Here is a 21,069-nt window from a genome sequence, read left to right on the forward strand (position 1 = left end):
AGAGGGGGTCGCGAGAACCCTTATTTCAAAAGGGTTTCGAGGGAAGATATTGGGAAGACCTTGGCTGATTGAGGGACGTCTACTGGCCAATTTCAAGGCAGGCCTTTAGGCAAGCAATCTTCCCGCGATCTTCCCGCTATTCCTCGTCGTCGCCGTCGTCATAGAGGTCGCCGATGCAGGGCACCTGCCACATGAGAGGCTTCAAGGCCTCCCCTCGGTGATCGCGGACGACATAGCTAGCCAGAACCCCCGGCGCACCTGTCTTGCTATTGGGACGGGCCAAGAACTGTAGACGCTTCGTCTCGTTCAAAATCAGCCTGTCGAGTTCCTCTTCAGATTGGCGCTTCTCTGGAGGAACAAGCGTTGCAGCCAATACGCGGGTGGAAACGGGCTCATCAAATTCCTTCAACGCCTCATAGACCTCCCGCCGATCCTGGCTGACCTCTTCGCGGTGTACCGCGCGATAGTCGCTTTCGGAGATACGCCGGGCGACGGGGACACCGTTGGCCGCCCGCTCGATCCGAAAGTAGACACTGAAACCCTCTGGCCCGTCCCGCATCTTACGGACATGCAGACGGGCGGTGCCGGCGAGCTTGTCCGTCGTGATCTCCCACACGAAGTCGACGTTGCCGACAAACGCTGACGACCCCCGTGGCCCCTTGCTGGCGTCCTTACCGCTGTGTGCGACGAAAATGACGGCGGCGTTGAAGGCCGAGTGGAGCCGGCCCGCCGGGCCGTTGCCCGTGAGCAGGGAGCCAGTGGATGCTGCATTCTCATCTGCGCCGGGCAGGGCAGTGGCTAGCGTGTCAATGACGACGATGTCAGGGTTGAAGTCTCGCTGTGCCTCAATCAGCGCTTCTATGTCTGCCCGATCAGTAAGGTTCGGAACGCGCGGGATCGTCCTGTATCGTCCACGAAGGTCTTTGGGCGTGATGCCGTGCGCGTCGCATTGGGCGGGAACCCGCATCTTTCCGAGCCCGTATGAACCTTCGCCGGCCAGGACGGCGACGCGCGCGCCGCGGCCCTGGATCGCATCCATGAGCAAGGCCAGCACGACGGTCGTCTTACCGGCCCCGCTTTGGCCATAAGCGACGCCAGTACAACCGCCTGGGAATTTCGGCAGCACACCGTCATCATCCCAGAATTCCGGTTCGGGCTGGTCGGCGTCCTCGTCAGGTTCTCGGCCGCGGAAGCTTGCAACGCGCGTGTTCCACTCGGCGTCGCCGGCATAGGGGTTCGGTCGAGCCGCCTCGTCATCATCTTCGACTAGCTTGTCGAGGGCGAAGCCGAAGGTTTCGGAGGACGGCTCGACCGCCCATGCGCCAGCGTCGTTTTGAGCGTAGCTGGCCGCATTGTTGACCTTGGTCTGAAGCTCGGCTTCATCCCAAGGCGGCTCGCACCGGTCGTTCCAGTGTTCGAGCATGATTTCGAGGGTCTTCTCGGGCGACAGACCCAGGCTCAAGAGGTCGCAGGCCAGAACGTAGGCGGTCTTGTCGCCCATCGCCCCCTCGACAGAGGGAGCCGCGCTCTTGGCGAAGGCGGTCGCACGTCCAATGCTGGACGGCGTGTCCAATTCGACGGCGCTCTCAACCTTGACCGCCTTGTGCCGGCGGGCCGCCTCTAGTCGTTCAGCGACCCACGCGGGTAGGGGAGCCGGCGCAGCGTTACACTCGACCCGATAGGCCCCGTCCGCAGTCCGGGAAGGAGGAACCAGAACGTAGGAACCGCCGCCGCGGGTGTCGACATGGTCTCCGAGCAACGATTGGGAGGGCGGTAGGTCGCCTCGAAAGTAGAGATGGAGCCCGCCCCGTGGCGTTCGGACGGTGTAGGTTTCAGGCGCGTTCCCATACTCAAGCTCCAGGTTTGCCCAGGCCGCCAGTCCCGGCTCGCCATCGGGGTCGATGACCGCCAGCCCGGCTTTCTGCGGCTGGAAAGCGACGTTGTACTCAGGGTTCTCTTCCCACCACAGGTTGATCTGAGCGGGGTCAGCCGACGCGTCATGAAATCCGTTCGGGGTCGCCGGTTCCTTGCTCAACGGCTTGCACGGGAAGACTGGAATACCGCGCTCCGCATAGGCCAGCGCTTCCTCGTGAAGGGCCGAGCGACTTTGCGTTTCGGGTGAATTTCCGCTATAAGACATTTCGATATCTGTTTGTTTCTTCTGGCCCTCGTCCTCCAAGCGGGGGCCTTCTGTTTATGAGATGGACGGCACGGTCGGGATCACCGACACGTGGTCGCTGATGAGCCTCAGAGCCTTTCCCGTGTGCCGACGCTCGCCGATGCGGATCACGCGAGCAAAGGTCGGGCTTCGCCCCTCAAGGACGACGTCGGCGTTCTCCAAAAGAACTGCACGCTGCGCGCCGTCTTCGGGCACGTAGACCAAGGTCGCCCGACTGCCTGACGTCCCGCCGGAAGGAGCCGCGTAGACGAGGGCCAATTGATCGGGTGGCGGCTTCACGCCCGCTTCGGCCGGCGGGTTGAACGCCAGTTCGATCTGCGGCCCCAGGATGGCCGCCAGCCCCCGGCAGAAGTCCGGGTTGCCAGTGGCGACCACCCAATCTGTGGGGTTCACGACACCGGGGACGATAGTCCCGTCAGCAACGCTCACGACCGGACTTCCTTAAGGGGGAGGGCGTTCGCCCAGCGATCCGCTTCGCTGCGCAGGATCAGGGTGCGGCTGCCGGCCTTGTGGGCCTTGAGCCGTCCGCTGGCGAGTTCGCTGTAAACGAACGTCCGGCCGACATTGTAGAGCTTGGCGAAGCCGGCGACCGTCAGCGCCCCGATGGGCGGCGGGCCGGCATTGTCGTTGTCGAGAGTGCTAGTAGTCACGAGGGGATACCTTCTGTTCGCTCGCTGTCATCGCGAGCCGCAGGCATCCTCTCGTGGCTATCAAACTGAAAACAGGACACGAATTCCGGCGGAATTAATGTCCCCTAGTAGTGGTCCTCGTCTTCGAACGGATCGTACTCCTCCAGCCAGCTCTCATCTTCGTTCGGCTCGCGCCCAAGAATGATCTCCCCCAAGAGCTTCATGCCCTGGATGCGCTCGTCATCGTTTCCGACGAGGCGGCGGACCCGTTTCTCCAGATACTCGGACTCCTCCCATTCGCTTGCATGCTCGCGCGCAAACCTAGCCGGATTGACTGAGGGGTTTCGCCCTTGCTCTTCTCGATAGGCAGCGAGCAGGCGGTCATTCTCTTCGGCCGTAGCCGCTGACTTGGGCCGGCCGCGACGCTTGGTCTGGACCGCCTCTTCAAACGCCTCAATCGCCACGTCGCGCCCGAAGTGCGTTTCTAGATCGTCGAACAGCACAGTTGCCGCCTTGATCGCCGTGTGCCGCTCTTGGCCGGAGCGTGCAAACTGCACATTGATCGGCTCATTCTCGCTCATGCCGCACCTACCGCTTGGAGCTGCGCCACGTTCTGGCCCTGGCGGCCAGCGCAATAGGCGTCCCACGCATCCATGAGGGGCCTGCGTCGGTCGAGTAGATCGCCGCGGAAGTAAGCGGCTTCGGTCCCGTCGCTCACGGCATGGGCCAGAGCGCGCTCGGCAAGCTCGCTAGAGAAGTTCGTCTCGGCAGAAACCCAGTCGCGGAAGGTTGAGCGGAAGCCATGCGCCGTGATGTCGTCGCGTTTCATGCGCCTCAGGAGCATCAGGAAGGCCATGTTCGACAGCGGCTTGCCCGGCTTGGCTCCAGGGAAGACATACCCCCTGGCCTCCGCATCGTCGGGCCGCAGCGCCGACAGGATCGCGAGCGCGCCCTCCGACAGGGGAACGCGGTGCTCACGCCCGGCCTTCATGCGATCCGCCGGGATCGTCCAGCACTTGGCGTCGAGGTCGATCTCGCCCCAGGTCGCGCCCAAGACCTCACCTGAGCGCGCGGCGGTCAGGATCGCGAATTCCAAGGCGCGCGCCCCCATACCGTCCATCGCCCGGAGCTTCGCCAAGAAGTCGGCAATGTCCTTGAAGGGCAGGGCGGGATGGTGCTCCACGGCTCGGACCTTCCGCCGCGCCGGCAGGGCCAGTTTCAGGTTGCCACGCCACGCCGCCGGGTTGTCACCTTCGCGAAGCCTCCGAACTTTCGCGTAGTCCAGGACCGCCTCGATACGCCCCCGAACCCGGCTGGCGGTCTCCGGCTTCGCCTCCCACAGCGTGCTCGTGGCGGCCTTGCCCGTTCCCTTCACCTCTTGGCGCAGCACCTTCAGAACTGTGTCGGCGTCGATATCAGCGACGATGCTGTCGCCGATGATCGGGTATGCGTAGGTCTTCAGCGTGGCCGTCCATTGAGCGCTGTGCTTGGCGTTCTTCCATTGGACGCGGTTGGCCTTCACGTACTCGTCGGCGACCGCCTTGAATGTCACGGCGCGGGCCGCGGCTTGTAGCCGGGCGCGCTTCTCGGCGTCTCGGACGGCTAGCGGGTCCTGGCCGTGCGCCCTTAGGTGCCGCGCATCGCCGGCACGCTTCCGCGCCTCCTTCAGGCTGATGGTGGGGTAGGAACCAAGACCCATGACGCGGGCCTTGCCCTCGAACATGTAGCGGTAGACCCAACTCGCTGAGCCGCCTTCGTCAGGCTTGGCCCGCCGATGATCGACAACCAGATAGAGGCCTGCGCCGTCGTGCCGCGACCTGATTTTGCCCGCGGTGCCGGGGGGTGGCGTCTTTGCAAAGGACTCGGCGTCAACAGCCGTCAATTGAGATACGGGGCGAGCCATGGCCGCGCCTCCTATTCAAATTCCTATACAACAAATGGTGCGACTTCAGGCGGATGTCAACGGACGCCTCCGGGCGGCAACGGAAGCGATACACCAGGATACCGTTTGATTTATTAAGGATTTTTGGAAGCCTGCGGACGGTCACGGACGTCGGCGAACAGGCACGGTGGCGGATGGGGTGGGATTCGAACCCACGGTAGGCTTTCACCTACGGCGGTTTTCAAGACCGCTGCCTCGCCCTTGGCAGGGCTTGAGAAGAGCCGCCAAGTGCCTGATTTTTCGGTCATCTAAGTTCGTGCTTGGTCGATTGAGTCCGTTCAGGTTCCCCGAGGTTCGTCCCAAAGCGTCCCAGCGGGCGGCCTGTGCGGTCATGGTTTGTGCCAAGTGCGCGTTCCGCGTCAGCCTGATACAAAAAAGATATAACGCTCCAAAGTTCATCGAGGTTAATGTGAATACATAACCTGATATGGACCTATTTCCGTGAGTGACTTTCTGAATACTGAACAGCTTTCGGGGGAATTCCCCGCTCTCTTCACCGTTTCCATGTTGAAGAAAAGCCGAATGAAATACTCCACTATTTCTGGCCCACCTTCCTTCAACATCGGGAAAAAAGTGATCTACTATAGACCCGACGTTCTTGACTGGATTTCCAGCCAAAAGACGAACGCTAACAAATCGGCATCGCCCGTGCAGGCGCGACGCGCCGGGCCGGGGCGCCCTTCGAAGGCAGTCGAGATCGAGCGGAGGGCTTCCGCAGCCTGAGCTAAATATCGGGTGCGCTACAGCGAGATCATCAGTGAGTACGGTGGCCTGAGTCCCGAACGAAAAGTTCGGGCAAGAGGTGACATCGCGGCGGCCCATGCCAAACAGGCTGAGGCCAGCCGTCGCTATCAGGACGCGCTCCGGTCGGCAGATCAACGGTTGAAGTCCACACGGCAAAATGCCGATGCAGCGCAATCGAAGAAGCAGCAGGCCGCGCAACGCTACCAAAATGATCTCAAGGCGGCCAACGAGCGGATCGCTCGCGCGAGCCGTTCACTCGCTCAAAGCGAGTAGCAACCGACTGGCCTAACTGCGGGCGATAAGTAGCCCGAGATGACATATTTCAACGACACAAAGAAACGGCAGCTTGAAATAGTCGAAAGACTCTTGCGCCTTCTTCCATTCAATTCGCCGTTGCGTCGAAAGATCGACTGCTGCGAAACTGATAGCCTTGGTTATTACTACACCTGTCGCCAACCCGCCTGCTATCGTTGCCGCCAGCGATATATTCGTCGGCAGTCCCGCGCTGCCATCGACCGGTTCGGTCGGTGTGCAAAGTCCGATCTGGCGTTCTTCACGGTCGTACTTGGGGGCGCCGAGCATCCCGAGGAAATCGGCGACCTGATCGCACGCGCGCGCTCGACGCTCCGCAATGTCTTCACCAAGCATCGGGCTCAGCGAAAACGTTGGGCGGACGTTGAACTTGTGGGGTGGTTTGAAATCGACGCGCTGGGCGCGGACGACGCGCCACTGCTGGGACAAGAACGGGCAGACCTAATTTCCGATCTCGGAATTCGTCTGGTCGATGACCGCCCCACATACATTCCAACGATCCATGGAATCGTCGGTCTGAACGGTCTCGACCATCAACAGTTTCGGGACGCGCTTGCGGAGAAATGGCCTGCGGCGCGACAAGTCGATGTCCGTCCGTTTTACGATCATGCCTCCAAGGACAAGAGCATCTCCTGCATCGTCCGGTACGCCCTAAAACGGACATGCACCAGTTTCCTCAAAGGCATTGATGTGGCGTGGCCGGACTCATGGCTCATTGAATTCGAGACGTGGCAGTTTCATCATTCCAGAAGTTTTCAATCAATGAAAGTATCAGTCGGAAGAAAGAAGCCGGTTAGTCATCGAATATCGTTCGAGATAACTAATACTGAGTTAGACGAATTAGAACCTATGCCATTCACATGCTAATTTAAGAGATTTCCTACTATGTATAACTGCCGCTTGCTTCATGAATTCGTGAATCGAATTCGCGCTACTGAACTTGTAAAGCGGGTTGTACAGCGAACGAAAATTCCGATTTCCACTCACGTTGTCGTGCCGTTCGACTTTGACAACCCGGCGGACGTGATCGCGTACCAATCCGCGAAGCTGAAATGCGCTCGCCAATTTTCAGGGGCGTTCGTCTGGCGTGCTGATGTTGCTGAAGGCATGGCGACATTCGGCTTCACCCGTTTCACCGACGCGGTTCTGTTCGCAATGGCGATGCCAACTGCCACGCTGCGGGCCGCGTAAGCCCGCCAGAGGGGGTGAGTGCGGGCGGGTGCGGGCCTCTACCCCTCCATGCCACGGTGGCCGCCAGCCGCCTTCTGAGCCGCTACGGAGGGCGTTTCCGCCGAACCTTCTTCTCGACATGGTGCCGTCTATGCGTCCATCGTATCAAAGATGGCCGCGCGTCCTCGGCGGTGGCTACCGTAGCTGAAGGTGAGCAGGCGATGACGACGAAATTGCCCGAGGTCTCAACAGACAAGAAAGACCTATTCGCGGCGTATGCTCGCTTCGAACATTCGCTCAAGGAAATTGGATTTCTTCACGGACATGATGGCGGCAGAGCCAAGCCCGATTGGCTGAAATTTTCCCGCGAGAAGGAACTCGCCCATATTTTCGATGATCTATCTGAAGACGCGGACGTAGCCGATCTGATTAGCGATCCTCCATGCGTCCAGATGGTTCGAAATGGGGCTGTGAGTTGGGACCAAATACTGCCCATCCCGATCTCGTCATCGCATGATCTATTTCGTTCAGTCAAAATTGTCAGAGACAATCTTTTTCATGGCGGTAAGTCCGGCGAGAATCCAAGAGACGATGCCTTGTGCAGAGCAGCCACCAAGGTGCTTCTTGCCTGCTTGGAAAGGCGAGCCGACGTGAAGGCGATGTTCAACGGCGAATATTAGCAGTGGGCAATTCACGCCGCCTTCCGTCCCGGCTCTCGATCCTGTGGGCCGCAGGCGCCGACTTGTGGATCAAGCGGGACCATGGTCGTGTCTGCCAACGATGGAGAGGCGAATGAATTGGAGCAACGGATTCAAACGGCTTGCCGTCGTCGCCCTCATCGGGTGGTGGGCATTCTGTGCGGTTTGGTTCCTTAGTGCCCGGAAGGCTTCGCAGGCCGGTATGGCCGAGTTCTGGAATCAATCCGGCTACTCAGCAGAGCCCGTCCGCACATCGATCCACGCCTCTACGTCAGCGGGGTACGCGCTGGTCGCGGCGGTCGCGGTGCCGGTGATTGTCTTCGTTGTCGTGCTTGTGGCCAAATGGGTAAGCAAGGGATTCAAGGAGCCAGCCGCCGGGTCCAAGTAGGATTCCGATGTTTGGATGCAGGGGTGCCGATGTTCAGGCGGTGGATCATGGCCGGTGTGTGCGTGGGTGGCGCGATATTAGTCGCGGAGCCTGCCAAGGCCGAGAGCTTCCGGCTGGTGAGCGGAAGTTCATCCGCGCTGCTGGTAGCCGATATGGATAGCGTTCGCCGCGTCGGCGGCGTGGTCAGTTTCAGCACTGTGATGTTTTCGCGGCGCGTCGAGTACTTCAACGCACGTCCTTCGTGGGCAACTCAAACCGCCAATGAGATCGACTGCCGAACTAATCAGCGGCGGGAGGGTCGCGCGCGCTATCTGGCTGAAGGCGGCGTTCTGATTTCCAGCGAGACGGTGACGGGGGGATGGCAGTCGATTCCGCCCAGAAGCACCGGCATGGCGATCCGCGACCTCGTTTGCGAAGGCCGCATCACAGAGAACAACATCGAATTCGGTGATAGTTTCGGCAGGGCAGAGGAAATGGCTCGGCGGGTTTTGGGCCACTGACCTAACGAGATTGTATGGTGGCGGCGCATCCGTTCGCCGCCCCACTTTCAGGCCTCATCTGGTCTGGCGCGCTTCTTTGGTTTGAGCTTCACGCAGCCGCACCTTCTTCGCCTTCTCTTCCGGGGTTCTGTTCATGTAGCGGGCAAGGGACGAGAGCGTCTTGTGGCCGCTCGTTTGCTGAAGCTCGATCAGGTTGTCGTGGTAGTCCGCGAGGGCCGTGAGCGCGACGTGGCGCAAGTCATGGAAGGTCAGGCGTTTCACGCCCAGATGCTCTTCAGCCCACTTGGCGGCATCGGCGTATGCCTGCTGCACCTGCCATTCGGTGAAGCCTCCGTCCGCACTGAGCTTGTCAGGATCGCCGAACACCCACCCGTCCAGTCGCCTCGGAAGGCTGCGTCGCATTTCTGCGATCACGGCGGCCCCAGCGGTGGTCAGGATCACGTCGCGGGATGTACCGTTCTTGGTATCCGGCAGGTGAGCGTGTGTGTCGTGGATATGATTCCAATTTAAGCGCCGAATCTCGCCCTGCCTCATGCCGGTGGCGAGCGCGAGTTTCACGACGAACGGGAGCCACTGCGGGCCGCGTTCGCAAGCTTCAATCAGGAGCCCTTGATCACCTTCGCTCATGACAGCGAACCGGGCAGGACGGGGGCTTGGCCGCGCCACACCTCGGCAGGGGTTGTCGATGTTGTAGTCCCACTCGCGGGCTTTCCCGAACACGGCGGACAGCAGATTGACGGCGTTGCTGATGGTCGTCGGCGCCTTGCCTTCGGCCTTACGGGCGGCGATCCATGAGGCGATGTCGGACGGGCTGATCCCCGCGATGGAGCATGGCGCGAGATCGCTTTGCATCCATGCACGAAGCCGGTTGGCTTCCTGACGACTGCCCTTCTTGGTCGGGGTGACTTCATCCATATAGCGTTGGAGAAGGTCACGAAGATTCATGCGCTTCTCTTTCGTCCGATCAACGTAGTCATGCGCGACGATCTTGCCGAGTTGAACAGCGCGCCACGCTTGAGCCGCCTTCAGGGTCTCAAACGTCCGCGACGGACTCGCGCCGTTGCGCCGGATTTTGACTTGGAATTGGTGAGGCCCGCGTTTGTAGATTCCGGGGGCAACTTTTTGGGTTTTCGACATGCGTCTTCTCTAAGTTCAGAAGACCAATGTCCCACATTGTCCCTAAAAAGGCGATAAAAACCGCTGTCTATTCTTGAGATTGGCGGGTGGAGTGGGATTCGAACCCACGGAAGGCTATGAACCTTCGCCGGTTTTCAAGACCGGTACCTTAAACCTCTCGGTCATCCACCCGAATGGGTCGCTCATTATTGGGACAGTATTCTACGGTTTTCAAGACCGCTGCCTTAAACCACTCGGCCACCCATCCGGAAGCGGACGGCTATAGCAAAGCGGGGCGCGTGGCTCCAGCGGCGAGACAGCCTTAATGAAAAGCGCCGTTTCGTTAACCCTGATGCAAGGCATGGCGGCCACCATCGACGCACGCTGGGGAGCGTAGATTGAAGGAGGAGAGCGGCGATGATCCGCATCCGTTCGTGCGCGCCCGCTCGCGCTCTCGCCATGGTCCTGCTGGGCGGCGTGTCGCTGGCCGCCTGCGCCACGCCCCAGCCGCGCTTCGCCGCGAAGCATCCGGTCGAAGGGCCGACCCCCGGGCAGATGCCGAACGGCGCTGGCGGCCGCTACAAGCTCGGCGCCCCCTACGAAGTCGGCGGCGTCTGGTACGCCCCGAAGGACGAGCCAAGCTATGACCAGGAAGGCACGGCCACCTGGTACGGTACGGGCTATCATCTCAAGACCACGGCGAACGGCGAGGTTTTCGACCAGTTCGCGCTGTCGGCGGCGCATACGACCCTGCCGCTGCCGTCGATCGTCGAGGTGACCAATCTCGAGAACGGCCGCACGGCCCAGGTGCGCGTGAACGATCGCGGTCCCTTCAAGGGCGGTGCGATCATCGACGTCTCCCAGGCCGCGGCGCGCCAGCTCGGCTTCGAGCAGCAGGGTCAGGCGCGCGTGCGGGTGCGCTATGTCGGCCCGGCGCCGTTGGGCGCCCCTGACGCCGGCCTGCGCTATTCGGCCTACACCCCAAGTCCGACGCCGGGAGCCCAACCTCCAGGCGCGCCGAGTTCCTATGTCGGCTTGCCACCGGCGGCTGCAGGCCCCGGCCCGGTCGCGAGCGAGCCGCTGGCCCCCATCCCAGCGGCGTCGCCTTCCACGATGACGCCCGTCGCCGCTCCGCCCACTCCCCCGGCTGGACGTAACCTCTATCGGGTGCAGGCCGGCGCCTTCGCAGATCCCGCCAACGCCCAGAAGGTCATCGCCCAACTGGGCGGCTCAGTTGCAGCCACGATCGAACCGTTCCAACGCTCGGACGGCATGACCCTCTACCGCGTGATGGTTCAGGGAACGGCCGACGAGGGCGAGGCCTGGGCCCTGCGCGACCGCGTCGCCTCTTACGGCCTGCCCGAGGCGCGCGTCGTGCGCCCCGGCGCCTGAGGCTCATCGGCAGGTTCCGCAAGGACGGCTGGACAAACCGGCCGAAGCCGCCATTTTGGCCGGCGTGACGCGAGGGCGGTTCATTACATTCGAAGGCGGCGAGGGCGCCGGGAAGTCGACGCAGGTCCGCCGACTGGTCGCCCATCTGCGCGACCTCGGCCTCGATGTGGTCGCAACCCGCGAACCCGGCGGTTCACCAGGGGCTGAAGCCATTCGCGACCTCGTCCTGAAGGGCGAGGCCGACCGCTGGAGCCCAGCGACCGAGACCTTGCTGATGTACGGGGCGCGGCGCGACCACATCGAGCGGACCATCCTGCCGGCTCTGGCGCGCGGCGCCTGGGTGGTCTGCGACCGCTTCGCCGATTCGACTCGCGCCTATCAGGGGGGGGCGGGCGGCGTGGACCCGGCATTCATCGCCGCGCTGGAGACGCACGTCCTGGCCGACGTACGGCCGGACCTCACCCTGGTCTTCGATTTGCCGGTGGACGTGGGCCTTGCCCGCGCGGAGGCCTTCGCCGCCAGCGCAGGTCACGCCGAGACCCGCTTCGAGTCCAAAGGGCTGGCGTTCCACGAGCGACTTCGCGCCGCCTTTCTAGCGATCGCCGCTTCCGAGCCCTCTCGCTGCGCTGTCGTCGACGCAGCCCAGAGCATCGAGGCGGTCGAGTTTCAAGTCAGAGAAGCGGTGAGCGCCCGCTTGGCTCCCGGTGGCTGACGCACCGATCCATCCCCGCGAAGTCTTCGGCCTTCGCGGCCACGAGGCGGCCGAAACCGCTTTCGAGGAGGCGCGCACGCGCGGCCGGCTGCACCACGCCTGGCTGCTGACCGGCCCCGAAGGGGTGGGGAAGGCGACATTCGCCTATCGGGCCGCCCGTCGCCTGCTGGGCGCGCCGGCCAATCCAGCCTTCGGGGTTCTCGGCGCCTCGCCGGACCATCCGGTCAGCCGCCAGATCACCGCCCGCTCCCATCCCGACCTACTGACGCTCGAGCGCATCGGCGAGGATGGCAAGCCGCGCAAGGCTATCCCCGTAGATGAAGCCCGCAAGCTCTCGGACTTCTTCGCCAAGTCGCCGGCGGCCGCGCCGCATCGCGTCGCGATCATCGACGCGGCCGACGACCTCAACGTGAATGCGGCCAACGCCGTTCTGAAGACGCTGGAGGAGCCGCCGCCGCGCGGGGTCATCCTGCTGATCTCGCATTCTCCGGGCGGTCTGCTGCCAACGATACGCTCGCGCTGCCGGCGGCTGGCCTTCCAGCCGCTGGCCGAGGAGTCGGTCACCGCGTTCGTCGAACAGCATGCCTCGGTTAACGCCGAGGACGCCATCCGCCTGGCCCGCATGTCGAAGGGCGCACCAGGCAAAGCCCTGTCGCTGGCCGCCGCCGGCGCTGTCACCATGGACGATGCGGCGAAGGAAATCCTGATGGGCCTGCCGACCTTGGATGAAGGTCTGGCCCTATCGCTGGCAGACCGCTTCCGTGGCGGCGAGGGCCAGGCGCAGTTCAACCTGCTGTTCGAGCGTTTGGCCGAACGCGTCCACGCCCACGCCATGCGGCTGGCGGCCGAAGGCTACGGCGGCCTTGATCGCTGGGCCGCGGCGTGGGAGACGCTGCAGCGCCTGCCGCGCGAGGTCGAGGCTGTAAATCTCGACCGGGCGGACGCCTTCTTCACCGCACTTACCGACCTTCGCGCCGCCGCGCGCGCCTGAGCCGCTTTCCAGTCCATGCTGATCGACAGCCACGTCAACCTGCACGCCCCTCAGTTCGACGCCGACCGCGACGAGGTGATCGCCCGGGCCCGCGCCGCCGGGATCGGGCTGATGATCAACATCAGCGACAAGGTCTCGGGCTTTGCTGCGGTGCGCGCCCTGGCCGACCATCCGGACATCTGGTGCACCGTCGGCACCCATCCCCACGAGGCCAAGGAGAACCCCGATCTCTCCGCGGCCGACCTGCTGGCCTACACGGCCGATCCGCGCGTGGTCGGGATCGGCGAGACAGGCCTCGACTTTCATTACGATCTCAGCCCGCGCGACATCCAGGCGAAGGTCTTCCGCCAGCACGTTGTTGCAGCGAGAGAAAGCGGTCTTCCGCTTGTCGTGCACACGCGCCAGGCCGACGACCTCATGGGCCAGATCCTCGAGGAGGAATATGCCGCCGGGCCGTTCAAGATCCTGATGCACTGCTACACCTCGGGCGCGGACTTGGCGGCGCGCGCCGCGGCGCTGGGCGCCTGGTTCTCAGTGTCGGGCATCGCGACCTTCAAGGCCGCCGAGGACGTCCGCGCCCTGATCCGGGACATGCCGGACGAGCGCATCATCGTCGAAACCGACTGTCCCTATCTGGCGCCCGTTCCACATCGTGGGCGGCGCAACGAGCCAGCCTTCCTGCCCGACGTGCTCGCCAAGCTGGCTGAGTTGCGCGGCTGGTCTAAGGCTGAAGCGGAGCAGCGAACCGAGGACGCCTTCTTCTCGCTCTTCGACCGGATCCCGCGGCCATGACCGGCACGCTGGAGTTCACCATCCTCGGCTGCGGTTCGTCGGGCGGCGTTCCCCGGGCCGATGGCGACTGGGGCGCATGCGATCCGACCAATCCGAAGAACCGCCGGCGCAGATGCTCGCTGCTGGTCCGCCGTCGCGGGGCGGAGCCCGAACAGGAAACGACGCTCATCGTCGACACCTCGCCCGACCTCGTCTCGCAGACCTCCGATGCGGGCGCGCGCCGCCTCGACGCGGTGCTGCTGACCCACGACCACGCCGACCAGACGCATGGGCTGGACGACATCCGCGCCTTCTTCATCCGCCAGCAGGCGCGCATCCCCTGCCATATGGACGTCGCGACCGCCGCAACAATGGCCCAGAGGTTCGGCTACGCCTTCAAGGGCGAGGGGGGCTATCCAGCGATTGGCGACATGACCTTGCTGCCGGAACATGGCGTGCGGTGGGCGGTGGAGGGCCCTTCGGGCGCCATTCCCGTCTGCACGTTCGAGCAAGACCACGGAAGTGTTAAATCTATCGGGTATCGATTTGGAAATACTGCCTATTCCAGCGATGTTGTGAATCTCGATGAGGCGGCGTTCGAGGCGCTGGCCGATCTCGACGTCTGGATCGTCGACGCGCTGCGCTGGCGGCCGCACCCGACCCATGCGCACGTCGAGCGCGCCCTCGAATGGATCGCCCGGCTGCGCCCACGCCGCGCGATTCTCACCAACATGCATGTCGACCTCGATTTCGACGAACTGGCCTCCAAGCTCCCGCCAGGTGTCGAGCCGGCCTATGACGGCCTGCGGTTTGAACTTGAACTTGGCAGTGAATTTCCGTGACGACAGAACCGCTTAAGCTAGGCTTCTTGGCCTCCCGAAACGGGTCGAGCATGCGCGCCGTGATCGAAGCGACCGAACGAGGCGCGCTGGCGGCCCGGCCGCTGCTGGCGGTCAGCAACAACCGCAGCGCCAGCGCCCTTGAGTTCGCTGACGCTCACGGCGTCGCGACACTGGTGATCGCCACTCAGGCCGACCCGGACGCCGCCGACGCCCGCTTGTGCGCCGCCATGAAGGAGGCCGGCGTCGAGCTGATCGTGCTTTCGGGCTATCTCCGCCGGCTCGGCCCGCTCACCCTCGGCGCCTATCGCAACCGCATCCTGAACATCCACCCCGGCCTGCTGCCGACCTTCGGCGGCGAGGGCATGTACGGCCGCCGGGTGCACGAGGCGGTGATCGCCGCCGGCGCCTCCGAAAGCGGCGCGACGATCCACGCCGTGGACGACATCTACGACCACGGCCCGGTGATTGCGCGACGCACCGTGCCGGTGCTGCCGGGCGACACGCCCGACAGCCTGGAAGCGCGTGTCACCGCCATGGAGCCGGGCTTCTTCGTAGAGACCCTGCAGGCCATCGCCGAGGGCCGCCAGCCGCTGCCTGCCTAAGCGTCGTCACGGCCCATGGCCCGAGCCAACGCCGGGCGCGCCGTGGCGCGGACCAGATAGTCGTCGAATTCGGGATAGTCGGGCAGAAGCTCGCGCGCGAACAGCATCGGGCTGGTGAACAGGATGTCCGCCGCCGAGAAGTTGTCGCCCAGCAGCCAGGGCGAGGCGCGAAGCGTGTCGCGCAGATGATTGGCCAGGATGTCGTAGGTCTGCCTGTCGCCTTCATCGCTCGCCGTACGTCCCTTCCAATGATTGGTCACCGACGGTTCCAGCACGCCGGCGTAGTACGCGAGCCACGAGAGGTACGCGCCGCGCTTGGCGTCGCCGACCAGCGGCCCGAGGCCGACTTGGGGAAACTTGTCGGTGAGGTAGAGGGCGATCGCCGCGGATTCGTAGATCAGCGCATCGCCATCGAGCAGCGCGGGCACCTGGCCATGCGGGTGGGGATTGCGCGGATCGCGCGCGCCGCTTCCCGCCATCTCGCCGCCGGCCCGCTTGATATCGACCTTCATCACCTCATAGGGCGCACCGAGTTCCTCCAGCAGCCAGATGAAGCGGGTCGAGCGCGACTTGGGCGCGTGAACCAGGGTGAGCATGCGAGCCTCCGTTGATGAGACGGGAACATAACAGGAACTTGCGACGGTTCAACCGCGTCTAGCGAGGGATGGCGGCCACCGGTTCGCTGTCGAGACGCTTGACTATCTTCACCCGGCTGAAGTCTTCGGCTGTCCGCCGCTCGAAGCCGAAACTCTTGGCCGTGGCCAGCATGGGGGCGTTCTCGCGCGCAACGTCCCCCCATACCTCGCGCAGTCCGCTGGCGGCGGCGTAGCCGAGGATTTCGCCCAGCATCAATCGGCCGAGCCCGTGATGCTGGCGGTCCGTCCGCACCATCAGAGCGAACTCGGCCGTCTCGCCCTGCGGGTCGCCGGCTATGCGCGAAACCGCCAGGATTTTGCCGGCGCCATCCTCGGCCACCAACGCCATCTCGCGGTCGTAGTCGATCTGGGAAAGCCGCTCGGCCCACCCCGGGGGCAGGGTGCGGAAGCCCGATCGGAAGCGCAGGCGCACGTCCTCGGCGCTACTGGCCTCGACGAGTTCGGCCAGGGCCGGACCGTCCTGTGGTCGCACGGCGCGGATCACGATCGGCTCGCCGTCGATGCTGGCTTCTTTACGCAACCGCTCAGGGTAGGGAAGGATCGCCATCCGCGGCGCCTTGGCGCCCACCGGCGCCAGCGACATGCGCGCGTCCAGCGCCAAGACGCCGCTTGCGTCCGCCAGCAGCGGGTTCACGTCCAGTTCGGCGATCTCGGGATGCTCGACCGCGATCTGCGAGACGCGGGTCAACACGTCAATAATGGCGTCGATGTCCGCGGGCGGGTGATCGCGGTAGCCCCGCAGCATACGCCAGATCCGGGTGCGCTCGATCATGTCTCGACCGAGCACGTCGTCCAGCGGCGGCAACCCGATCACGCGGTCGGCGATGATCTCGACCCCGACCCCGCCGGCGCCGAAGGTCACAACCGGGCCGAACAGCGGATCGCGGGCAAAGCCGACCAACAGTTCCTGAGCGAGGGGCCGGTGGACCAACGGCTCGATCACCACCCCCGAAAGCCGCGCATCCGGCTTGGTCTTGGCGATCCGGGTCAGCATCGCCCGCGCCTCGTGCTCAGTCTCTTCGGCGCCTTCGAGGCCAAGCACGACGCCGCCGATGTCGGACTTGTGGGTAATGTCGGGGGAGAGAATCTTCAGCGCCACGGCTCCGCCGATCTCCGCCGCGGCAGCGCCCGCCGCTTCCGGGGTCGCGGCCTGGCGGCTTTCCAGCACCGGTACGCCATAGGCGCGCAGGATCGCACGGGTCTCCGGGTCGGTGAGGCGGGCCCGGCCGTCGGCGCGGGCGGCGTCGATTACAGCACTCACGGCCGCCCGATCCGGTTCGCCCGGCAGGCCTGAGGGGGTACGGATCAGGGCGTCCTGGGCCTTGCGATGGTTGACCAGGTGCATGAAGGCCCGGACGGCCTCGTCCGGCGTCTCGTGCGCCGGCACACCAGCCGCGGCAAGCTTGAGCCGTCCCTCCGCGACAGCGGTCTGGCCGAGCCACGCGCTGAGCACCGGGCGGTGATAGCGCTTCTCCTTCAGAATCTGCACGACTGCTTCGGCCGCCGCCGTGCTGCCCTCGACGGCCGTGGGGCAGTTCATCACCAGCACCGCGTCGGCGCCCGGGTCTTCCAGCATGATGTCGAGCGCCCGGCCGTACAGCGGCGCGCGCGCGTCGCCCAGGATATCGACCGGATTGGCGCGCGACCAATGATCAGGCGCGATTGCGTCCAGCTTTTCCAGGGTCTCTGGCGAGAGTTCAGCAAGGCGGCCGTCGCGGCTTTCCAGAGCATCGGCGGCCATCACCCCGGCCCCGCCGCCGTTGGTGAGGATGGCGAGGCGATCGCCGTAGACACGCAGGCCTGCGCCCAGAGTCGATACGGCGTCGAACAGTTCGCGCAGGCCGCCGACCCGGAGCATGCCGGCGCGTCGGAAGGCCGCCTCATAGACGAGATCCGAGCCGGCGAGGGCGCCGGAATGGGAGAAGGCGGCCTTCGCGCCGGCCGCGCCGCGCCCGGCTTTGACCACGACCACCGGCTTGGTGCGCGCGGCGATGCGGCCGGCGGTCATGAACTTGCGCGCGTCGGTGATGCTCTCGACATAGAGCAGGATGCCGCGTGTCTCCTGATCGAGCGCCAGATAGTCGAGCAGGTCGCCGAAATCGATGTCGGCCACGTCGCCGATGGTGAGGACATGCGAGAAGCCGACGCCCCGGGCATGGGCCCAATCGATGGCCGCGGCGGCCACGGCGCCCGACTGCGACACCAGCGCCAGGCCGCCCGTAGCCGGGGTGAAGTGCGCGAAACTGGCGTTGATGCCCAGTCGCGGCGACATGAAGCCCAGGCAGTTGGGCCCCAGGATGCGCATCAGGCCGGGCTTGGACGCATCCAGCATCGCCTGGCGCTGGACCGCATCGACCCCCGCGCTGATCACGATGGCGGCGCGGCATCCGAACTCCGCCGCCTCTCGCACCAGCCCTGGCACAGTGGCGGCAGGGGTAGCGATGACCGCGAGGTCCGGCGTCAGCGGCAGGTCGGACACCGAGCGGTAGGCGATGGCCGAGCGAACGGCGCTGGCGGTCAGCGACACCGGCAGGACCGGGCCCGCAAACCCGCTCTCCAGCAGGTTGCGCGACAGCACCTGGCCGACAGAGCCCGGTCGGTTGCTCGCCCCGATCAGGGCGATGGCGTTGGGATGGAAGAGCGCGTCGAGATTTCGGGTCGTCATGGCTCGCAGCTCCGCCGTGGCAGGGCGCCGAGGCGCCCGCCCGAAAGAACAATGCGTTCGCGGGCGCGGATCAAGCCGCCTCCTGCGCCCTGTCCACGTTTTCGGAACCCCGTGCGCCGGCTCGATGCATCAGCCGGCGGCCATGCCTTCGAGCAAATGGCGGTTTCGGACCCGGAACTGCCTGTATGTCGGGAACTCGACGATCTTGGCGCTCTGCAGCTGGGTGATCATGCGCGACACCGTTTCGATGGTCAGGCCCAGGTAATCGGCCATGTCCTGGCGGCCGACGGCAAGATCCACAAGGTCGTCGTCAGCCTTGGCTTCAAGGCCGAGCAGGAAGCTGGCGACGCGTTCGCGGGCGTTCTTGCGGACCAGCAGCGCCAGATGCTCGCGTGCGCTCTCGAGGTCGCGCAAGGTGGCTTCCCACACCAGGGTCTGCAGTTCCTTTTCCAGGCCCGCGGCCAGGAAGGCTTCGCGGCTCAGCACCAGGACGACACAGTTGCTCAGGGCTTCGGCAGCCATCTCGTGGCGGTCGTCCTGTTCGACGCCGAAAATCTCGCCCGCATGATAGAAGGCGCCGATCGGCCGGCGTCCGTCGGCCATGAAGCGCGAGGTCCGAACCACGCCGCTGACCACACGATAGATGCGATCGGCTGTCTCGCCCTGGCCATAGATTTCCTCGTCCTTCGCGAACGCCATCGGCACGCCGATGCGCGACAGCAGGTCCTGGCCGTCGAATGGAGCGGGGCGGGGCGGCTTGGCGTCGTGGAACCAGTCGGTAAGGGTCATGCGAACCTCCTGCATGCCCTTTGCGTACGCGTCGGCCGGACGGCGCGAAATTTGGGAAGGCCACTTAAGGGGTTCTACCTAGGCCGCGCCGCGCATCATCCGCTTCAGGTCGAAGACCGGGAAATCTGGGCGATATTCGCCCTTCAGAACTGCGGCCATATAGCGGCCCGCGTTACGCAGATACTCCTGGTCGCTAAGGGCAGCCTGCTCGAAGGCGTCCAGAGCTGGGCGCGCGGCCTCCCCCAGGGCGGTGAGAGCGTTCAACGCCTGCAGCCGCACCTGCCAGGACTGATGCACGCCCGCCAGATCGGCTAGTACGGCGACCGATTCGGGCGCGGCGCCGAGATGTGCGCTCGCCTCGGCGGCGACGACACGCACTTGTGGAGCGGCGTCCTCTCGCATCATCCGCTTCAGAGCCTCAGCGCCGGACGTCGCCTGCGGCCCGAGGACCAGGTGCCCGGCCGCGGCCCAGTAGCGGACGACCGGATCGATGTCGATGAGCGCCTTGCCCAGCGCGGGCAGGTTCGAAGCCTCGCCCGACGCAGCCGCGCCGGCCAGCCCCATGATTCGCGCCAGCGGATAGGCGGCCTTGTCTCGGCTGGCCTGATAGCCCTCGATCGCCATGCCTTCCGGGATGAAGCCGTTGTCGACGACCGCCAGCATGTGACGGTCGAGGGCCGCGCGGAGCCTGCCGAGCGGGCCCCAAGCGGCGGGATCGTCGGCCAGGTTGCGCACTTGGTCGCGGTCGGCGGCCAGATCGTACAGCTCCTCGAACGGCTTGCGCTGGAAGAAGCGGCTCTGGGCCGGCGTGAGTTCGCCGGCACGATAAGCTCGCTCCCAGTCCTGGTAGCCGCGCGCCAGCCATTCGAACGCGCCATGCATGCCCCAGGGCCGGTGCGGCATGTAGTTGCGAATGTAGCGCCAGCGCCCGTCGGTCACCGTCCGGACGAAGTCGTAGCGCTCGTCCATCCGGTTGCGCATCCCGAAGGCGTACGGAGCCGGCGGGCGGACACGACGCCCGGCCAGGGCGCGGCCCTGCATCTGCGGGGGCGCAGCCAGGCCGGCCAGCGACAGCACAGTGGGCGGCAGGTCGATCAGGCTGGCCGGCGCCTCCACTTTGGTCCCAGGCGCATGGCGGCTCAGATGGGCCCATTTCGGCGGGTAATAGGCGACCAGGGCGCAACGCAGGCCTTCGTCGTAGCAGTAGCGCTTGCTGCGCGGCAGCGAGCCGCCGTTGTCGGAGTAGTAGAAGACGATGGTGTCGTCGGCCAGGCCGTCGGCGACCAGCTCGGCTAGCCGTTCGGCCAGTTGGCCGTCCATCTTCTCCATCAGATTGTAGTAGCTGGCGATGTCGCCGCGGACCGCCGGGGTGTCGGGCAAATAGGCTGGCACGCGCACCTGCTCGGGCCGGACGCTGCCTTCGGTCGGCTTCAGAAACAACCGCGACTCGTGCGTGGTCTCGTAGTTGAACACCGCCATGAACGGTTTGCCGGCCGGGCGGCCGCGCCAGTGCGCCTTCGCGCCGGACGCGTCCCAGATCGCCGCCGGGTCAACATCGCTGTTGTAATCGGTCTTAGCGTTGTTCGAGCAGTAGTAGCCGGCCGCCCGCAGCAGTTCGGGATAGGTCGCAAAGCCGCGGGGCAGGGCGGCCAGTGCCCGCATGTGTTCAGCCGGCGCACAGCTCTCCGGATAGACGCCTGTCAGAATGCCGAACCGCGAGGGCGCGCAGACCGGCGCGGTCGAATAGGCGTTGCGATAGAGCACTCCGCGGGCGGCCAGATCGTCGATGGTCGGCGTACGGGCCAGGGTATCGCCATAGGCGCCGATGAACGGGTTGTTGTCCTCGCTCACCAGCCACAGAATGTTCGGCCGCTCCTCGCCCGCCTGGGCCGATCCGGCTGCAGTGGCCAGGGCCGCGGCGACCGCGCTGCGTCTCGTCATGCCCGTCATGGTTCCTTGCCTCCTGCCGCG

The 21,069-nt window shown here is 64.8% G+C and carries 23 protein-coding genes and 1 tRNA gene; 13 read left to right on the forward strand and 11 right to left on the reverse strand.

Annotated features, from left to right (window positions below):
- Positions 1 to 136 precede the first annotated feature (136 nt).
- From ACE3T2_RS15755 to ACE3T2_RS15775, 5 genes are all read right to left on the reverse strand, one after another.
- Positions 137 to 2,179, reverse strand: a complete 2,043-nt coding sequence (locus ACE3T2_RS15755) for a bifunctional DNA primase/polymerase (RefSeq protein WP_374659000.1) — start codon at positions 2,177 to 2,179, stop codon at positions 137 to 139.
- Between the two features lie 15 nt (positions 2,180 to 2,194).
- The gene (locus tag ACE3T2_RS15760; RefSeq protein ID WP_374659002.1) at positions 2,195 to 2,608 is read right to left on the reverse strand and encodes a hypothetical protein; all 414 of its coding nucleotides are present in this window, start codon (positions 2,606 to 2,608) and stop codon (positions 2,195 to 2,197) included.
- Complete coding sequence (locus tag ACE3T2_RS15765) at positions 2,605 to 2,829, reverse strand: helix-turn-helix domain-containing protein (RefSeq protein WP_374659004.1); 225 nt, start codon at positions 2,827 to 2,829, stop codon at positions 2,605 to 2,607. The genes ACE3T2_RS15760 and ACE3T2_RS15765 overlap by 4 nt, the downstream gene beginning before the upstream one ends.
- Before the next feature lie 104 nt (positions 2,830 to 2,933).
- A complete protein-coding gene (locus tag ACE3T2_RS15770; RefSeq protein WP_374659006.1) occupies positions 2,934 to 3,389 on the reverse strand; it encodes a hypothetical protein in 456 nt (151 codons plus the stop codon).
- Complete coding sequence (locus ACE3T2_RS15775; RefSeq protein ID WP_374659008.1) at positions 3,386 to 4,711, reverse strand: tyrosine-type recombinase/integrase; 1,326 nt, start codon at positions 4,709 to 4,711, stop codon at positions 3,386 to 3,388. The genes ACE3T2_RS15770 and ACE3T2_RS15775 overlap by 4 nt, the downstream gene beginning before the upstream one ends.
- 480 nt (positions 4,712 to 5,191) lie before the next feature.
- On the opposite strand from ACE3T2_RS15775, the gene ACE3T2_RS15780 reads away from it, so the two are divergent.
- The 7 genes from ACE3T2_RS15780 (at position 5,192) to ACE3T2_RS15810 (ending at position 8,562) form a co-directional block, all read left to right on the forward strand.
- Positions 5,192 to 5,473 (forward strand): hypothetical protein, encoded by a 282-nt coding sequence (locus ACE3T2_RS15780; RefSeq protein ID WP_374659010.1) that lies wholly within the window; start codon positions 5,192 to 5,194, stop codon positions 5,471 to 5,473.
- Between the two features lie 12 nt (positions 5,474 to 5,485).
- Positions 5,486 to 5,767 carry a hypothetical protein gene (locus ACE3T2_RS15785; RefSeq protein WP_374659012.1) on the forward strand — a complete coding sequence of 94 codons (282 nt, stop codon included), beginning with the start codon at positions 5,486 to 5,488 and terminating at the stop codon, positions 5,765 to 5,767.
- Positions 5,768 to 5,806: 39 nt separating this feature from the next.
- On the forward strand, positions 5,807 to 6,673 hold the full coding sequence (locus ACE3T2_RS15790) for a hypothetical protein (protein ID WP_374659014.1): 867 nt from the start codon (positions 5,807 to 5,809) through the stop codon (positions 6,671 to 6,673).
- Positions 6,674 to 6,706: 33 nt separating this feature from the next.
- Complete coding sequence (locus ACE3T2_RS15795) at positions 6,707 to 6,997, forward strand: hypothetical protein (protein WP_374659016.1); 291 nt, start codon at positions 6,707 to 6,709, stop codon at positions 6,995 to 6,997.
- A gap of 56 nt (positions 6,998 to 7,053) precedes the next feature.
- A complete protein-coding gene (locus tag ACE3T2_RS15800) occupies positions 7,054 to 7,656 on the forward strand; it encodes a hypothetical protein (protein WP_374659018.1) in 603 nt (200 codons plus the stop codon).
- Positions 7,657 to 7,768: 112 nt separating this feature from the next.
- Complete coding sequence (locus ACE3T2_RS15805; RefSeq protein ID WP_374659020.1) at positions 7,769 to 8,062, forward strand: hypothetical protein; 294 nt, start codon at positions 7,769 to 7,771, stop codon at positions 8,060 to 8,062.
- A gap of 47 nt (positions 8,063 to 8,109) precedes the next feature.
- A complete protein-coding gene (locus tag ACE3T2_RS15810) occupies positions 8,110 to 8,562 on the forward strand; it encodes a surface-adhesin E family protein (protein WP_374659022.1) in 453 nt (150 codons plus the stop codon).
- A 54-nt stretch (positions 8,563 to 8,616) separates the two neighbouring features.
- On the opposite strand, the gene ACE3T2_RS15815 is transcribed toward ACE3T2_RS15810, so the two are convergent.
- On the reverse strand, positions 8,617 to 9,699 hold the full coding sequence (locus ACE3T2_RS15815) for a tyrosine-type recombinase/integrase (protein ID WP_374659024.1): 1,083 nt from the start codon (positions 9,697 to 9,699) through the stop codon (positions 8,617 to 8,619).
- 80 nt (positions 9,700 to 9,779) lie between these two features.
- Positions 9,780 to 9,870 (reverse strand) — tRNA-Ser (locus tag ACE3T2_RS15820).
- A gap of 225 nt (positions 9,871 to 10,095) precedes the next feature.
- Between ACE3T2_RS15820 and ACE3T2_RS15825 the strand changes: the two genes are divergently transcribed.
- The 6 genes from ACE3T2_RS15825 to ACE3T2_RS15850 all read left to right on the forward strand — a co-directional run bounded on the left by ACE3T2_RS15825 (position 10,096) and on the right by ACE3T2_RS15850 (position 14,988).
- The gene (locus tag ACE3T2_RS15825) at positions 10,096 to 11,070 is read left to right on the forward strand and encodes a septal ring lytic transglycosylase RlpA family protein (RefSeq protein WP_374659026.1); all 975 of its coding nucleotides are present in this window, start codon (positions 10,096 to 10,098) and stop codon (positions 11,068 to 11,070) included.
- A gap of 64 nt (positions 11,071 to 11,134) precedes the next feature.
- Positions 11,135 to 11,782 carry a dTMP kinase gene (tmk, locus tag ACE3T2_RS15830; protein WP_374659060.1) on the forward strand — a complete coding sequence of 216 codons (648 nt, stop codon included), beginning with the start codon at positions 11,135 to 11,137 and terminating at the stop codon, positions 11,780 to 11,782.
- The gene (locus ACE3T2_RS15835) at positions 11,775 to 12,773 is read left to right on the forward strand and encodes a DNA polymerase III subunit delta' (RefSeq protein ID WP_374659028.1); all 999 of its coding nucleotides are present in this window, start codon (positions 11,775 to 11,777) and stop codon (positions 12,771 to 12,773) included. Before tmk ends, ACE3T2_RS15835 begins: the two co-directional genes overlap by 8 nt.
- 15 nt (positions 12,774 to 12,788) lie before the next feature.
- The gene (locus ACE3T2_RS15840) at positions 12,789 to 13,565 is read left to right on the forward strand and encodes a TatD family hydrolase (RefSeq protein WP_374659030.1); all 777 of its coding nucleotides are present in this window, start codon (positions 12,789 to 12,791) and stop codon (positions 13,563 to 13,565) included.
- Positions 13,562 to 14,386 carry an MBL fold metallo-hydrolase gene (locus ACE3T2_RS15845; protein WP_374659032.1) on the forward strand — a complete coding sequence of 275 codons (825 nt, stop codon included), beginning with the start codon at positions 13,562 to 13,564 and terminating at the stop codon, positions 14,384 to 14,386. The genes ACE3T2_RS15840 and ACE3T2_RS15845 overlap by 4 nt, the downstream gene beginning before the upstream one ends.
- On the forward strand, positions 14,383 to 14,988 hold the full coding sequence (locus ACE3T2_RS15850) for a phosphoribosylglycinamide formyltransferase (RefSeq protein ID WP_374659034.1): 606 nt from the start codon (positions 14,383 to 14,385) through the stop codon (positions 14,986 to 14,988). The genes ACE3T2_RS15845 and ACE3T2_RS15850 overlap by 4 nt, the downstream gene beginning before the upstream one ends.
- On the opposite strand, the gene ACE3T2_RS15855 is transcribed toward ACE3T2_RS15850, so the two are convergent.
- From ACE3T2_RS15855 to ACE3T2_RS15870, 4 genes are all read right to left on the reverse strand, one after another.
- Complete coding sequence (locus ACE3T2_RS15855; RefSeq protein WP_374659036.1) at positions 14,985 to 15,584, reverse strand: glutathione S-transferase family protein; 600 nt, start codon at positions 15,582 to 15,584, stop codon at positions 14,985 to 14,987. The genes ACE3T2_RS15850 and ACE3T2_RS15855 overlap by 4 nt on opposite strands.
- Positions 15,585 to 15,642: 58 nt before the next feature.
- Complete coding sequence (locus ACE3T2_RS15860) at positions 15,643 to 18,309, reverse strand: GNAT family N-acetyltransferase (protein WP_374659038.1); 2,667 nt, start codon at positions 18,307 to 18,309, stop codon at positions 15,643 to 15,645.
- A 129-nt stretch (positions 18,310 to 18,438) separates the two neighbouring features.
- Positions 18,439 to 19,098 carry a helix-turn-helix domain-containing protein gene (locus tag ACE3T2_RS15865; protein WP_374659040.1) on the reverse strand — a complete coding sequence of 220 codons (660 nt, stop codon included), beginning with the start codon at positions 19,096 to 19,098 and terminating at the stop codon, positions 18,439 to 18,441.
- A gap of 78 nt (positions 19,099 to 19,176) precedes the next feature.
- Positions 19,177 to 21,039, reverse strand: a complete 1,863-nt coding sequence (locus tag ACE3T2_RS15870) for a sulfatase-like hydrolase/transferase (protein WP_374659042.1) — start codon at positions 21,037 to 21,039, stop codon at positions 19,177 to 19,179.
- Positions 21,040 to 21,069 lie beyond the last annotated feature (30 nt).

Source organism: Phenylobacterium sp., from assembly GCF_041919955.1.
In the GTDB taxonomy this organism is placed as follows: domain Bacteria; phylum Pseudomonadota; class Alphaproteobacteria; order Caulobacterales; family Caulobacteraceae; genus Phenylobacterium.